The following is a 15,806-nucleotide window of genomic DNA, read 5'->3' on the forward strand; positions in this document are numbered from 1 at the left end:
TGCCCAAGACATTCCATAAGGGGGAATAAGATGAGAAAAATTCTGGTCCGTACCTGTATCAGTGCGTTAATGATGTTTGCCGCAACCGCTGCCCATAGTGCCTCCGTCTCTATCGTTACCTCGTTTCCAAAGGAACTCACCGACGTTTATAAGAAAGCGTTTGAAGAGGCGTATCCGGATACGACAGTGGAATTCATTGGCAAGAGCACCGGAAGTGCTGTGGGCTTTGTCAAGAATATACCGGTTGGACAACGGCCCGACGTGTTCTGGGCCTCCGCGCCGGATGTGTTCGAGCTGATGGCACGAGACCATTTGCTTGAAAAGGCGCCGGAAGTCAGAAACCCCGCCGTGCCGCCCAAAATCGGCCAATATCCGATGAACGATCCGGACGGACTGTATTATGGCCAGGCGCTATCCGGTTACGGGATCATGTGGAACAAACCTTATCTGCAAAAGAATGGCTTGCCGAAACCGGCAGAATGGGAAGATTTAACCAAGGCGGCATATTTCGGCCATGTGGCTATGAGTTCGCCTTCGCGCTCCGGCACAACCCACCTTACCGTAGAAACGATCCTGCAAGGAGAAGGCTGGGATTACGGATGGTCACAGCTCCTGAAGATCGCGGGCAACTGCGCAACCATCACCGATCGTTCTTTCGATGTGCCGGATGGCGTCAATAAAGGAAAATTTGGTGTCGGTTTGGTCATCGATTTTTTTGCACTGTCCGGAAAATTCAGCGGAAATCCAGTCGACTTTGCCTATCCGACGAAGACCGCCGTCGTGCCGGCAAGTATCGCCCTGGTCGCCGGCGCAAAGAATCCGGCTGCGGGTAAACGCTTTATTGCGTTTGCGCTGTCCAGAAAAGGCCAGGAACTGTTGCTGGAGCCGAAAATCTCCAGAATCCCTGTCCTGCCCTATGGGGATCTTTTCGATAGCGTGCCAGGCCTCTATCCCAATATCTTTGGCGTGGCAAGACGTGTCAAGGTGCGCTTCGATGCCAGCCTTGCCGAGGGCCGGCGCGAATTGGTATTGGAGTTGTTCGATCAAACCATTTCCTCGCTATTGCCTGAACTGCAAGCAGTAACGAAAATAATTCACGAAGCCGAACAACGGCTCGACGCGCGGCCCAATGAGCGCGCCTCCTTGCTTTTAAAACGGGCGCGCCAAATTGCCTACATGCCGGTTATCAGCGAACCGGCAACGAGCCCCGGGCAGCAAACGACGAAGCAGGGAAAGATCGCCTCCGAGAAGGCGCTGCCGGCAAGCGACCGCCCATGGCAAGCAGCGGCAAGAAAAAATTATATGCGGGCGATGGATATAACCATGGAGGCCATGACACTCATAAGTCGTTAATGCGTGAAATGGCAAAGCTCTCTGTCGTGATGCGGTGCACCATCACGATTTTTTCTGGATTAATCAGAATTTATGATTGGAAATGATTTTTCATATGGTTATAGTCACCTTATAAGTCACATCGGCAAATCATAAATTCGAGGAGCACACATGAAATTCATATGGGGGACATGCGTTTTCCGCAGCACGCGCCGGCTCCGCAATAACTGTCATTGAGCCATTGGTCATATGCCGTAACAGCACCGGCATCCACTGACGACAACAGCGCTCGGCACAATCCGGAGCCGATGAAACAAGGATCACCCCATGAAGCAACTCAGAAAGATCGCGGTCGAATGCAAAAATATCGGCCTGTCGTATGACGGTGGCAAAACCGAAGTTCTCAAAGATATCAACCTGCGTATCGAACCCGGTGAATTCTTTGCCTTGCTCGGCCCGTCGGGATCGGGTAAATCGACTCTGCTGCGCCTGATTGCCGGCTTCAATCAGCATCAACGCGGGCAATTGCTGGTGGACGGCAAGGACATCACCGGCGTGCCGCCACATGCGCGCAATATCGGCATGGTTTTTCAAAGCTATGCGCTATGGCCTCACATGACCGTGTGGGACAACGTTGCCTTCGGCCTGGTGGAGCGGCGGATCGACAAAGCCACCATCAAACAAAAAGTGGGCGCCGTTCTTGATCTGGTCGGCCTGTCGCAATATGCCTCCCGGCGCCCGAATCAGCTATCCGGCGGCCAGCAGCAACGCGTGGCCTTGGCGCGCACCGTGGTGATCGAACCCCAGGTGCTTCTGCTCGATGAGCCCTTGTCCAATCTGGACAAGAAACTTCGTGTGCAGATGCGGCAGGAAATCCTTTCGCTTCAGCGCAAGCTTGGCATTACGACGGTATTCGTCACCCATGACCAGGAAGAAGCGATGACTACCGCGGATCGCATGGCCGTGATGGATAAAGGTATCGTGCAGCAGTTGGGCACACCGGCCGCCCTGTTTGATTATCCTTGCAATCCGTTTGTCGCCAATTTTGTTGGTACCACCAACCTGATAAGCGGCGAGATCGATGATCTGACCGGCGACATGTTGCGTTTTCGTACGCCGGGCATTGGGGAGATCAGACTCCCCAAACATCCGGATGCGCGCGCAGGAAAAATCGCCATCAGCTTCAGGCCGCATACTATTCGCATGACGGTCGGCGACGCCATTCGTGATGGTGCCTATGTGTGGCTCAACGGATCGATAGAACACGTTGAGTTTCTCGGCGAATTTACCCGGTATCGGGTACGTGTCGGCGAGGCGGTTGTAACCGCCGACCAGTCTCACTTTTCCGGGATGGCGCCATTTCCGCCGTCGGCGCCGGTGCGACTCGGGATCGAGACCTCGCAGATCCGCTATCTGCCATTGTGAGCACCGGTATGCGTAGACAACGCAATCTGAAAATCATCGCGACACTTGGCCCGTCATCGGCCACATCTCAGGATGTGCGCAAGCTGTTCGAAGCAGGCGCCGATGTGTTCCGGATCGATATGGCACATGGCGGCCGCGAAGACCACCGCGAATTATGCAGCGCTGTCCGTCTGGTCGAACATGAAATCGGACGGCCGCTCGGATTGCTGATGGACTTGCAGGGTCCTAAGCTACGTATCGGCGGCTTTCGCCAGTCCGGTGTTGAACTGGTGACCGGGCAGCGATTCTGTTTCGACCAGTCGCCGGCCTTAGGCGACCATACCCGGGTCTGCCTGCCGTATCCCGCGATCCATTCGGTTCTCTCTGAAGGTGATGTCTTGCATCTCGAGCACGGCAGAATCCTGCTGCGCGTCGAATCAGTTGCAGACAATACCGTTTATTCCCGTGTCTTGACAGGAGGACTCGTCGAAGACGGGCGAGAGATCAAGATACCGAATGTGCGCTTGCCCATGTCTTCATTGACCGACAAGGATATCGATGACTTGGCTTTCGGGTTATCGGTTGGTGTCGACTGGGTCGCGCTATCGCTTGTGCAGGATGAGAACGATATCGCCGCGCTTCGGCAGCAGATCGGCGAGGCCGGGAAAACCCGCATTATCGCCAAGATCGAACGGAGCGAGGCTTTGCAAAACCTGGAAAAGATTGTCGCTGCGGCAGACGCCGCGATGATTGTACGTGATGCGCTCTCTATCGAACTCGCCATGGAAGAGGTGCCCGTTACCCAGCGTCGGATTGTGCGTGAGTGCCTTGCTCAGGGAAAGCCGGTACTCGCCATGACGCAAATGCTGGAATCGATGGTACATCATCCCACGCCGGCAGCCGCCGAAGCCAATCATGTCGCCAGCGCGGTTTATGATGGCATGGACGCCATTGTTCTATCGTCCGAAACCGCTCATGGCAAGTATCCTGCAGATGCGGTTGCTGTAATCAATCGCGTCGCCCAGCGGGTAGAACAAGATACCGCCTATGCACAGCAAGTGCATGGCAATTATTCCTTACCGGAGAAAGTCGGTTCGACCGAAGCGATCAGTGCTGCCGTACGTGGCACGGCCGAACTGTTGCCTCTATGTTTCACAGCGGCATACACGCTGTCCGGCTCGACTTGCCTTGCCGTGGCCAGGGTAAGGCCGCGCTCGCCGATACTGGGATTGTCCCCGCTGATTGAAACGGCAAGAATGCTATCGCTGGTCTGGGGCGTGTATCCGGTGCATACCGCCGATGCCCCCAGCGTTGAACGCATGCTTGACGATGTCTATCAGGCCGCCCAGAAAGCAGGTTTTACCCAGCCGGAAAGGCCGTTCGTTATCGTGGCCGGCATGCCGTTCGGCACCCCAGGGTCGACCAATCTGATGCGCATAGCTTGGACATAAACGGAGAACAGGTCCACCTTTATGGAAATTTATCAGCTACGCACCTTTATCACCGTTGCCAAGCTTGGCCATATCACCAAGGCGGCAGACGCGCTGCATGTGACCCAGCCGGCAGTGACCGGCCATGTCAAGGCGCTCGAACAGGAATTGGGTATTACTTTGTTCGACCGTGGGCACGGCCGCATCTCGCTCACCAAAGCCGGTGAAATGCTGCTGCCCGAGGTAGAAAAGACCTTGAGCGCATTCAATGCCACGCTGGCAAAGGCAAAAGAATTAAAGGGAGAAATTACCGGACGTGTACTGATCGGAACATTGGGAGATCCGGATTTTCTCAGGCTCGGCAGTTTCCTGAACGGTCTACTGTCGGCACTGCCGCTCCTCGAAATCAAAACGCGGTCTGCCCTGGCCGTCGCCAATCTCGATGCGGTGGCGTCGGGCGAAATTGCAGCAGGGTTTTATATCGGAACGGCGCAGAGTCCGGATGTAGCCAGTCTCGCATTGCGCGGAGTGCGATACCGCGTAGTGGCGCCAATGAGCTATGCGGAACGCCTGCCGGCATGCGGCTGGGGTGAAATTGCCGCGATGCCATGGATCGGTGCGCCTGAAAAGAGCCATATCCATCAATTACTCGTGTCCATGTTTGGACGGCAAGGGTTGCGCCCAAACATCGTGATGGAAACAGACGAATTGACGTCCCCGCACAGCCTGGTTCGTGCTGGTCTCGGCCTATCCCTTATGCGGGAAGACCTTGCACTGATCACCGCCGAAAAGGGAGAAGTGGCGATCTGGAGCCACGCCTCCGCCGATACCCAGCTATCCCTGCTTTACCGTGTGGATGCCGAGTTCGATCCGGTTGTGGTGGGGATGCTCTCGATACTGCGGGATACCTGGGGAAGCAGCATCAACAATTAGTGCATTTTCGCTGCTTTTTTGCTGCTATATCAGGTTTCGATATTTGCGGGCGTGTCGGCTTCAAGTGCTGTCGACTTGACATTCACAAACGCGCTCTTCTTTGGATTAAGCACTTCCAGCAACCGTTTATCCATTCTGGCATTCGACAGATACCATTCCGTCCAACAGGGATTTGTCCCGGACAGCTCCAATAAAAAATATCGCTAGTAATTGTTAGGCGGACCCCCGTGCTTGCACGTTTCAGGCAAATACCCGAGGCCTCCACGCAGGCACCGAGGCCCGCGCTACTGTCAAAACCAATCCGCTCTAGGGCAATGCTGCGCACTCGTCCCGCCGTTCGTCTTTTGTGTATGCACATGAGTGCACAAATCACACAAACGCCATGCTCGCAGCAATAAATGGAACTCGTTGCGATGTGGCGGCCACTCATTGACGCAACCCACGCAAACTGGTCCACCGCCTGTCGACTATCGTGCCGTGTCAGTCCAGTTCCGGCAGTGTGGATCACCATTTTTCTAAGGCGCATTGCGCAGAAAAGGACGATCCAAATGAAAAAAGAGCCCGGCGCCCAGCCGCAAGCCCATACGCAACAGGACAAGCATTTGCAGCGCTTGCGCGATCTGCTCGACCTGCCGCTGAACACGCTGCAACACGATGTGCTTTTTTTTACGATGGCCGACAAATATCCGGTCATTGTGCGCCGCGTCGACACGCGATATCTGTCGCTGGTCTGTGAAATAGCCCGGCTCGATGCGCTGACCGCAGCGAACTGGGAAGCGCTGCTGACGCGCTTGAGCGCCGCATACGACTACGCGTTCCCGGTCAGCCCGCTGACGACCGATGGAAAGCTTGCGCTGCTATGGCGTTGCGACGCCGATGTCCCAGTTGATCAATGGTTGCGTTGGGCAGAAGACGCGCTGACCTTCGCATTCGACCTGCAGGCGCGACTCAACGCCAACGCACTATAGCCGACTGCCATACACAACATATAGAGACAACATGACCAATTTTCCTCAAGTGCCGAACGGCTTGACGACCACACAAGTCAATGTGGGTGTTTACGTAAACGAAGCATCTGTCCGCCATGAACAGACGCAGAAGGCGCAACTAGCAGACATTCGTGCACGGGAGGCGCCGCCGTCACCCGCCGCGCTGATGACAAAGGAAAAATACCTGCAACTCGGATCCGGTGAAAAAATTACTGAGCATTGGAAACAGATGGCTGAGACTCGCGAGAAGATCAATGCGGCGTCGCTCGGGATGGAAGCGCTTGAGAAAGCGTCGCAAACTTCAACTGCCGTCGACACACCGCCACGGTCATCGTCTATTTTTACTTATAGCGGACTGAAAAGAGTGACCAGTGCACCCATGCGGAAGCGTGCATTTTCTGTCGGCGTACTGTCGCTTCCGACGGATGACGAACCAAACATGACAAGGGCAATGCAGACCCCGCACTCCCGCGCAGAGCGGGGAAAAGTTGGGAAAAACAAAGGATCGCAACGTTCTCTGAAAAAATTACTTGACAAGAACAAGCTCAATGCGCGTATCGGCATGCAGCATCTCGCCAATGTGCAGCATCTGCTGCAAAAGGCAAAACAAAACCATGAAGTCGTCACCTATCGGCGCGCGCAGCGCCTGGAGGCACTGCAGGCCAACGGTCCGCGCTTGATTGAACTGGTGAAAGAACGCGAAGTGCTGTTCGCGAAACAACGCAGTTCCGCGCCAAGCCACCCGCTCGGCCTACCGGAACCCGGCCTGGAGTCCGCCATCGATGCCAACGCGGCCGCAATTGCGGAACTGTTGAATCAAGTGACACCCGGCGACCAGGTGATCGCACACCTGCCCGCGCTGATGAAGGCGGTTGCGGCTGGCGAGCCGCCGAAGAACGCCGCAACGTACGATTCTGACGCAATCACTGAGATACCTGATGAGATCACCGCGCAATCACAGGACCCAAAGCGCGAATCAAAGCAACCGGAAAATAAATACGACGCGTTGACCCGGGCATTGGGCGATCTTCTTCCGTTGAATCAAGATCTTATCGACGACCTGAAAGCCGCCGAGCAGGATCTTGAAAATGCAGAGGCGTTGGTAGAACGTGCCACAACGTATACCGATACGCAAAGTGAATCGGCAAAAACATTGCGTAATAAAGATTGTCAAGACATCATCGCAGCGCTGCCTGGCTTCAATGCCAACGCCGATAGTGCGACGCTGTCGGGACAGCTCACCACGCTGTTTAATCGCCTGCAGGCGCAGAATGCACCGGCCAAGGATGCGCTGGATGGCGCACAGGTATTCCAGCTCGCCTACCAGGCGATCGCCGATACCTTGTCGACTGTCGGAGGCGATGCCGATCCGGCGCGCGCCGCCGCACTGCTGGAGCATTTACTGGCACCTGCGGACAGTGCGGACGCGGGCAGACATTTCGAAACAGTGATCGGCATGGTGATGGGCAACCCGAACTCCGACCAGTTGCCGGCAACCGAACAAAGGTCGGCGGCGATCAACGACATGGACGCCGTGCTGCAGGCGCTGGCTCCGCTGCGTCGCGGCATGGAAGTCATCCATCGCATCACTGCCGAGGATGGCCATGCGCCGAACTTGCAGGCGCGCGGGATGGCCAGGCGCGACCAGACGGTAAAGATTTTTCTAACCGCCGGCAAAACGCGCGCGGAAAAAGATGGCGCGATCAATCCCAGCACGATGCAATTGCTCGACACCGCACAAAAAGGGGCACGCAAGGCGTTTTACAGCCTTGATGTCGCTCCGGCCGAGGGTATCGCCCTGGCGGCGGCGCGCAATCGCTTCACCGAGGCAGGGACCGGAACCGAATTGCAGTATGTCGCCGACAGGTTGACAAAATTCAAGGACGAATGGCTGCCGCGCGCAGTGAAACGCGCCGACAGCGTGACTGGATCGATCGGGCAGGGCAGCCATACCGGCATCATGGCGCCGGTGGACATGCTGCCGACGACAGGCAAGACACCAGTGTCTGAAACCACGCTGCAACTGGCCGCTCGGACTTCGACGTCGTATGGCATCGATCCGGTCAAGACCGGCGGACAGATCGATGACTATGTAAGGCGTTCATCGCGGGCGTTGCAGGCGGCGGCAACGGCGCTCGTGAGAGCTGATCCGAGCACGATGGACGTGCTGCTGCAATGCGCAGCGGCGCAGATTGCGCAAGAAAGGATCACGGCGCAAACGGACCAGAAGATCCGTCCGGAGCATTACGCACTGGATGCGAGCGATAGCGCCGTTATTCAGGAGCGGTTCCTGGAGCTCGCGCGGCAGGCCGGTGTCGTTACCGCAGGTCAGGAATCCCAGAACCTATCGAACCAGAGCGCAGACCAGCTGCCTGAGCATATCGCGATGCCATTGAAAGCGGAAAGCCTGTTCCAGTGGAAGACGGCCCTGCAAACCCAGCTCACGCCACAGGTTCCGGAGGATGATCCGGCCAGACAGGCGATGAGCGCGGCGGTGGGGATGGTCAGGCGGCTGGAAAACTTGATGGATACGTCGTCCGCGCCAAAGATCAAGACGCAGGAAGACATCTACACATACCTGGCGGCAAAGATCGAACAGCTGCAGTTGCGCGGAAAGCTGCGGATGACCGGCGGCGGCGTAGTCGGCGCGAATGCCAAACTGATCAATTGGACAATGAAGGTTGCGGAAGAAGTCGCGTATTACACGCAATTGGCTGCCACCCTCGGTAGTTTCGCGGTATCGGGTGGGCCCAGGGTGCGGCTGGATGGCCAGTTCGGGCGTAATGCGGTATTCGAGATATCGATGTCGACGGTCGGCTTTGAAATCACGATCGCATCGGAAAAAAAGGCATCGTCGGCAGCCGGCGCTGGCGCCAGTGGCAGCGTTGGCAACGCGCTGGTCAAGGGAAGCGTAGCGGCCGACAAAGCGTTGGTCGGGGATCGGATACTGCAGCAAGGCGTGAAGTTCATGATTCCGCGCAGCGTGACCAAAGAATACACGGACGATGCCATGCGTCTGGAAGCGCGCAAGCTGTTCGACCTGATATTCCAGATGCAAATGGCGGAGGATGGACAGGTCGAGCGCATGAACTTTGATGCTTCCAATAACAACGAGGAATCGACCGGCATTCCGAACAACCTCGCGCAGATCTTTGCGGAGTGCCCGCATGTATCGGTCGCGGTGATCGACGACATGAGCGACAGGAGCCGCAAGCAGGAAACCGGTTTAAATGCATCGGTCAAGGCGACGCCCCTCCTCGACAGCGTCCGGGCCGGACTGACGATTGGCGGCGGCGTGAGAAACACGCATCTGGATTGGCGCGCCGTCGAGGTGTCGGAGAAGAGCGGTTATCACAATGTCGAACGGCATAACTATGCGACCGGCGGACAGATCGCAATCACTGGCGGTGTTGGCGTTACCGCTATCGCCGGGAACGTGGAGGACGCTGCAATCGAGCATACGTTCTCCGTCGGTCTGCCCGGCGTGAGCGTGTCGCATCAGGTGAAGCTGGCGGGCAAGGACGCGAAACTGCGACTGGTCAGCATCGATGGCAAAACCGATGCGGTCAACACCCGGCGCGATGTCGAGCATTCGAGCGTCACATCGCTGGAGCAAAGCATACGCACGAACTTCGAAGCGTGGGTGCAGCTCGGCGTTGTGGAACTGTTCAAGACATCCGAATACAAAGAATACAAGGATGCGCCGCTCGCAGAGAAAAGGCGTGTAGTAGCGGAACATCTGAACAACACCATCCGCGAGTTGGAGGAAAAGGATCATGCGGAGGATGGCCGGCGCGTGCTGCGCAACGTGTTTGCGGAAAGCTACCGGCTGGTCGATTCCGCCGCCGCGCAGTATGACAGCTTGCGCGATGCACAGACGCAGGCCGAAGCGCGCCTGAATAAGCTCCAGACGGAATTGAAAGCTGCAGGCAATGCACCGCACGAAAGTAGGAAAGCGCTAAAGACAGCGCTAAACACGGCAATCCTTGAAGCACGCACAGAACGCGAAAATTCTCTGGATATGCAAAATGCGCTGCTGCAGCATGAAGCATCGTGGATGCCGTGGAAGCTCACCGCGAGCGAACGCACGCTGGAGAATCAGCAAAAGGGCGTCGATATCGCCATCCAGATGGGCCTCATCACTGTCGCGGAAGGACAGCGGCCGATGAAGAGCTGGCCAGCGTGAGCGGTAATATCCCGCCGGCCGAAGCTGACGCAAATTACTACCGACACCTTTCCGAGTAAGCCATGTCGGCCTGACTCACACCAAAGAGTCTCTACGCAACCCGGGGAGATTCAGTAAATTTTGCCCGGGCCTGCAGCGGCCGTTTCAATGGTTTTAGCCGTTGCTTTTGCAGGGAAGCGCTTTTCGCCTTGCAGCCATCGCTGGGTTTGAGGGAACGGCGTGAATACATCGGAGCGTGGAGCGAAGGTCCCGAATAGTAAGACGCTTACTCTAACAGGTGCCTCTCACCCAATTTACCGTGAAAAGGCGTTGGCCCTGCCAGCCCGATGGAAGAACGACTTGCGGCTTTGACCTCTCGACTACCGCAGCGGCGCGCCATGGCTTCAAAAGCGATGAGCGGATATCCCACCCACTTGGGGGGGGACACCATGCATGCAGCAGTGTCTAGAATGCAGCCTGTTGTAGTCGGTTAATCAACCATGGTGGGCAGGTAACGAGCAAGAAGTAATATTGTCTGCATTGAAATTTATTCCTTTCTGAAACCTTCAAAACAGCGGGTAGCGGACTTCGTGCCATGAATAGTCAAGCTTGAGGGCAAGAATCACTTGCCAGCCTTCCCCATGCGCCTTCCCCTATACTGTTTATTAAAGATGACTCCTCACAGACGGCAATGCATGCGGTCCTGCCATATGGCGAACGTGGCATAAAGGAAGCTTTCTTGGCAAGTTCCACTACGATATCGGCGCTGCTCCCCACTTCCCAGGACCGGTGGCGGCTTGGCTTGATCAGAACAAAGCTGTCCCCGCCGAAGGCGAGGCAACAGGTGAATCGTCCCGCGCTGATACAACGGCTGCAAGCCGGTCTCGAACGCCGGCTGACGGTACTTGTGGCACCGGCCGGGTTCGGCAAAACGACGTTGCTGGGCGAGTGGTATGCAGGCTTGCGACGAGAAGGCTATACCGTCGCCTGGTTAAGCCTGGATCAGGAAGACGACGACCTGACCCAGTTCAGCGCTTACCTGATGGCCGCGATCGGCCATTCTTGCGGCGATTCGACGCATTCCCCTTTCCAGCAGTTGAACGGGGATGCATGGACGTCGATCAATGCGCAGTTCAACGAACTGGTCAACGAACTTGCCGTCACTGGCAAGCGCCTGGTGGTCATACTCGATGATGCCGACCGCCTTCAGTCAACGGGGATTCGGGAAGCGCTTTTCCGGCTACTACGCCATGCACCCGAAAATTTCCATATGGTCATGGCAGGCCGCGCGGAACCGATTATTCCGCTCAGTTATTTTGCATTGCGTGATCAGCTGGTTCAGCTGGACATAGAACAAATGCGATTCGACGCCGCTGCCGCCTCGGAGTTTTTTGCGCAGGCGACGAACATCGTGCTTGATGCCGGTCAGGTACAGGCGCTGGTCGATGCGACGGAAGGTTGGGTGGCCGGGCTGCAGCTTGCTTCCTTGACGCTGTGCGCTGATGAAGACCCGGCCGATCTTGCCCGCAGATTGCCGCGCACGCAGCGCAGTATCGGGGCCTACCTTGAGGAAAATGTCCTGGTTCGGGCTCCTGCACACATTCTCGATTTTTTGCTGAAGACGTCTATCCTGGAACGACTGTCGCCCGACTTGTGCAACGCGGTAACCGGGGCAGGCAATGGCGCTGAGACCTTGGCCTGGCTCGTTTCACAGAACATGTTCATTCGTCCCCTGAGTGAAGGATCGGAGTGGTATCGTTACCATGCCTTATTCTCGGAATATCTGCGCAGCCGCCTGGCACGTAAAGGTCCGGCAGCGGTCTCGGCGTTACATCGCAAGGCAAGCGAATGGTATGCAGGCGAGTTTCTCTGGCCTGAAGCAGTGAGGCACGCCCTGGCGGCAGGCGATATCGCGCGAGCTACCTCGCTCGTGGATGAGTGCGCGATGAATCAGGTGGAGATCAGTGAAGTACGTACCGTGCTCGGTTGGGTATCAAGATTGCCCGCCGAAGCTTATCGGGACCGGCTCAACTTGCGTCTTGCACAATCCTGGGCACTTGCGCTTTCGCTCCAGATAAAGGACGCAAAGAGTGCGGTGCAGCAGATTGAAGCCGATATCGGCAATGGCTTGTTACCCGAGAACGACGCCCTGTTCACCGAAGTGATCGCGGTGAAGGCGTTGATCGCCGGTTTATCCGATGAGAGTACGAATTCGCTGGAACTCGGACGCAGTGTGTATGAAAGGAAGCCGCCGCCCGGATCATGGGTCGACGCGATCGGATTGACGACCTATGTCTTCGGCCTGAGCTATGGTTCGAGATTCGAGGAAGTCGATCTGCTTCGCAAATCGACTGGTGTGATGAACGATACCGACCCCTTGTATTCCACGGTTTATCGTCAGAGCATGTTCGGACTGGCTTACCTGGTGGAGGGCAGGCTTCACGACGCGGCGCGTATTCTGGAAGCGGTCGCAAGCAAGGCAAATGAACGAATAGGTCGTTATGCCGCCGCATCGGTGCTACCGGCCGGTTATCTTGCAACCATTTACTATGAGTGGAACGAAATCGGCCAGGTCAGGGAGATTGTGCAAAATCGCCTGGAAACGGCGATTGAAGCCTGCTCGTTGGGTCCTTTGGCTGGCTTCTATATCAGCTCTGCGCGGCTGGCAGTGATCAGCGGCGACTTTGATGAGGCAGAGCGGCTCCTGCACGATGCGGAAGCCATTGCGCAGGCGCGCGGATGGCTAAGGATGGAGGCCGCCTGCAAGTCGGAAGCGATCCGTCTCTGTATTCGTCACGGGGAGCTGCCACGTGCGGCGAGGGTGCTGCTGGCAGTCGGACTTCAGCATGCGGGAGCTACGAAACTGGCGCTGCAGGAACTGGCGATCGCACTCCGGTATGGGCAACGGAACAGCATGGCCAGGTCAATTATTGACGAAGGAGAGGTCATCAAACCGCTGCTTGAGGAATTGCATCGCGATCAGACGGGATTCCCTTACCTGGAACGCTGGTACACAGGTAATTTGCTGAACCAGTTCCAGCCACAAAATCTCGGTGTTGAAGTAGCGATGCCGACGGGCGGCGGAAAAGTCTCGGAAAAGATTGCCGCAAGCCGCCTGAGCGCACGCGAAATCGAAATCCTGGATCACGTGGCGCGCGGCTTGTCGAACAAGGAAATTGCCAGGGCAATTCGGGTTGCGCCGGAAACCGTCAAGTGGCATCTGAAAAATATCTACGAGAAATTGAACGTCACGTCCCGTATTCAAGCGGTGCAGAGCGGACTGGGCTTTGATCTGCCGCGGGCCGCGGGATCGCGAGTGTCCTGAGGTGGAAGTTCGTTGAAAAGAAACGGCGAGTGGCGCCTAGAGCAGATTGCGTATCAGTGCATGGGAAGGCGGTTCCAAGCCATGTTGCGTCGCCTGGCCAATCAGACTAAAACTGCTCTCGCCTCGTAATCTTTACGACATTTTTATACGGGAACAGGTAAGTTAAGGCTTTCCGAGCGCCGCTGCCTACAGTTCATTCAATGATCTTTATCGTAGCCGTTTGTATTTTAGAAACGGTTGGCGATCCATTCCTGAAAATCCCTCGCTCGTAGAAGGCCGGGGCCAAAATGGAACAGAACTGTAGGAGTGCAACAAGAACCGTAAAAAAATAGTCAGGTGCAAATTGACATCTCCTTCCCCCAAAAGCCCCATTGCCACCCTCACCCTAACCGCCATTGGCATTGTTTATGGCGACATCGGCACCAGCCCCCTCTATACCATGAAGGAAGTGTTCTCCAAAGAACACGGACTTGCGCTCAATGAGGCCAACCTGTTCGGCGTGGTGTCGTTGATCGTATGGGGACTCATCATCATTGTCTCGCTCAAATATGTCACCCTGATCCTGCGCGCCCACAATCGTGGCGAAGGAGGCATCATGGCCCTGACAGCGCTCGCACTGTCCGCCGTTTCGCAGAAATCGCGCTGGTATTATCCCGTTCTGCTGCTCGGGATGGTGGGGGCCGCAATGTTTTACGGGGATGGCGTCATTACGCCGGCCATTTCGGTACTGTCGGCGATTGAAGGCCTTGAGGTCGCTACTCCGGCATTCAAACCTTATGTGGTTCCATTGACTGTCACGGTATTGATTGCGCTATACATGCTGCAGCGGCGGGGCACGGCTGGCATAGGAAAATGGTTCGGCCCTGTCGTTCTGGTCTGGTTTACCACGCTCGGTGTTATGGGTATCGTCAACATCATCGACAATCCCGCCATTCTGGCTGCCCTCAATCCCCTTCATGCCGTGCGCTTTCTTGCGCAGAACGGCTGGCTCGCATTTTTCGCGCTAGGCGCGGTGGTGCTCGCCTTTACCGGTGCGGAAGCGCTTTACGCGGACATGGGGCACTTTGGCGCCAAGCCGATACGACTCGCCTGGTTTCTGGTGGTCTTTCCCGGGCTCGCACTGAACTACCTTGGGCAGGGCGGGTTGTTGCTGTCAAATCCGGATGCAGTTTCCAATCCGTTTTACCAGCAGCTTGGCCCGTGGAGCATTTACCCGCTGGTGGTTCTTTCAACGCTGGCCACCGTGATTGCGTCGCAGGCGACGATTTCCGGCACATTCTCGATGACTCAGCAAGCCATCGCGCTTGGATTCCTGCCGCGCATGAACGTTCTCTATACCTCAGAACGTGAAATCGGCCAGATCTACATTCCGGCAGTGAACTGGATACAGTGCATCGTTGTCATTCTTGCGGTCGTTGGTTTCGGCTCGTCAACTCATCTCGCTGCGGCGTATGGGATCGCGGTTACCGTGACGATGCTGATGACGACGATACTGACTTTCTTCGTCATCCGCTACAAATGGCGGTACAACCTGCTGCTGTGCTGGGGCGCCACCGGATTTTTCATTGTCATCGACGCTGCCTTCTTTTCCGCGACCACGCTGAAAATCCTGCATGGCGGGTGGTTTCCAGTGGTGCTCGGCACCACGATGGTCGTCATCATGCTCACCTGGAAAACCGGCCGCGAACTGGTATTCGAAAATCTGAAATCGCATGCCATTCCGCTCGACAGTTTTCTTCAGTCGCTATTTTTGAACCCGCCCCACCGCGTTGCCGGCACCGCTGTCTTTTTCCGGGCGGAAGGCGACGGTGTGCCGCACGCGATGCTGCATAATCTGCTGCACAACAAGATACTTCACGAACGCACCGTCTTTCTCACCGTGGTCAATGCCGACATTCCAACGATACCTGCTGTCGAGCGGGTCAAGGTCGAACCACTGGGCCATGAATGCTATCAAGTCAACGTGTTCTACGGATTCAAGGATGAGCGGGATATTCCGCAAGCACTGGAAATGTGCAAAGACCAAGACCTGGAGTTCGATCCGATGGCAACATCATTCTTTGTTGCTCGCCATAATGTGATTCCGCGTATCGGGAGCGGCATGGCTTTATGGCGCGAATCGCTGTATGCGACGATGTCGCGTAATGCGCGTGACGCGGCTGACTATTTCCGCGTACCCTCTAACCGCGTTATTGAATTGGGCGCTCAAATAGAGATTTGATTTGGAA

At 56.3% G+C, this 15,806-nt stretch carries 8 protein-coding genes; all 8 read left to right on the plus strand.

The genetic code is table 11. From position 1 onward, the window contains the following. Positions 1-30: 30 nt before the first annotated feature. The 8 genes from D3871_RS27285 (at position 31) to D3871_RS27320 (ending at position 15,799) form a co-directional block, all read left to right on the plus strand. On the plus strand, positions 31-1,353 hold the full coding sequence (locus tag D3871_RS27285) for an ABC transporter substrate-binding protein (protein ID WP_119772213.1): 1,323 nt from the start codon (positions 31-33) through the stop codon (positions 1,351-1,353). A 306-nt stretch (positions 1,354-1,659) separates the two neighbouring features. After that, the gene (locus D3871_RS27290) at positions 1,660-2,757 is read left to right on the plus strand and encodes an ABC transporter ATP-binding protein (protein ID WP_119772214.1); all 1,098 of its coding nucleotides are present in this window, start codon (positions 1,660-1,662) and stop codon (positions 2,755-2,757) included. Between the two features lie 8 nt (positions 2,758-2,765). Then, complete coding sequence (gene pyk, locus D3871_RS27295; RefSeq protein ID WP_119772215.1) at positions 2,766-4,187, plus strand: pyruvate kinase; 1,422 nt, start codon at positions 2,766-2,768, stop codon at positions 4,185-4,187. 21 nt (positions 4,188-4,208) lie between these two features. After that, positions 4,209-5,099 (plus strand): LysR family transcriptional regulator, encoded by an 891-nt coding sequence (locus tag D3871_RS27300; protein ID WP_119772216.1) that lies wholly within the window; start codon positions 4,209-4,211, stop codon positions 5,097-5,099. A 548-nt stretch (positions 5,100-5,647) separates the two neighbouring features. Then, positions 5,648-6,067, plus strand: a complete 420-nt coding sequence (locus tag D3871_RS27305; protein ID WP_119772217.1) for a hypothetical protein — start codon at positions 5,648-5,650, stop codon at positions 6,065-6,067. Positions 6,068-6,098: 31 nt separating this feature from the next. Next, positions 6,099-10,274 carry a hypothetical protein gene (locus tag D3871_RS27310; RefSeq protein ID WP_119772218.1) on the plus strand — a complete coding sequence of 1,392 codons (4,176 nt, stop codon included), beginning with the start codon at positions 6,099-6,101 and terminating at the stop codon, positions 10,272-10,274. Between the two features lie 718 nt (positions 10,275-10,992). Beyond that, complete coding sequence (locus tag D3871_RS27315) at positions 10,993-13,578, plus strand: winged helix-turn-helix domain-containing protein (RefSeq protein WP_158598090.1); 2,586 nt, start codon at positions 10,993-10,995, stop codon at positions 13,576-13,578. Positions 13,579-13,921: 343 nt separating this feature from the next. Continuing rightward, entirely contained in the window at positions 13,922-15,799 is a 1,878-nt protein-coding gene (locus D3871_RS27320) for a potassium transporter Kup (protein ID WP_119772220.1), read from the plus strand. The last annotated feature ends 7 nt before the right edge of the window (positions 15,800-15,806 follow it).

Source organism: Noviherbaspirillum saxi (assembly GCF_003591035.1).
Taxonomy (GTDB): Bacteria; Pseudomonadota; Gammaproteobacteria; order Burkholderiales; family Burkholderiaceae_D; genus Noviherbaspirillum; species Noviherbaspirillum saxi.

Coding starts and splice junctions, on each gene's coding strand:
- D3871_RS27285 (WP_119772213.1), top strand. CDS start 31: ATGAGAAAAATTCTGGTCCGTACCTGTATCAGTGCGTTAATGATGTTT.
- D3871_RS27290 (WP_119772214.1), top strand. CDS start 1,660: ATGAAGCAACTCAGAAAGATCGCGGTCGAATGCAAAAATATCGGCCTG.
- pyk (WP_119772215.1), top strand. CDS start 2,766: ATGCGTAGACAACGCAATCTGAAAATCATCGCGACACTTGGCCCGTCA.
- D3871_RS27300 (WP_119772216.1), top strand. CDS start 4,209: ATGGAAATTTATCAGCTACGCACCTTTATCACCGTTGCCAAGCTTGGC.
- D3871_RS27305 (WP_119772217.1), top strand. CDS start 5,648: ATGAAAAAAGAGCCCGGCGCCCAGCCGCAAGCCCATACGCAACAGGAC.
- D3871_RS27310 (WP_119772218.1), top strand. CDS start 6,099: ATGACCAATTTTCCTCAAGTGCCGAACGGCTTGACGACCACACAAGTC.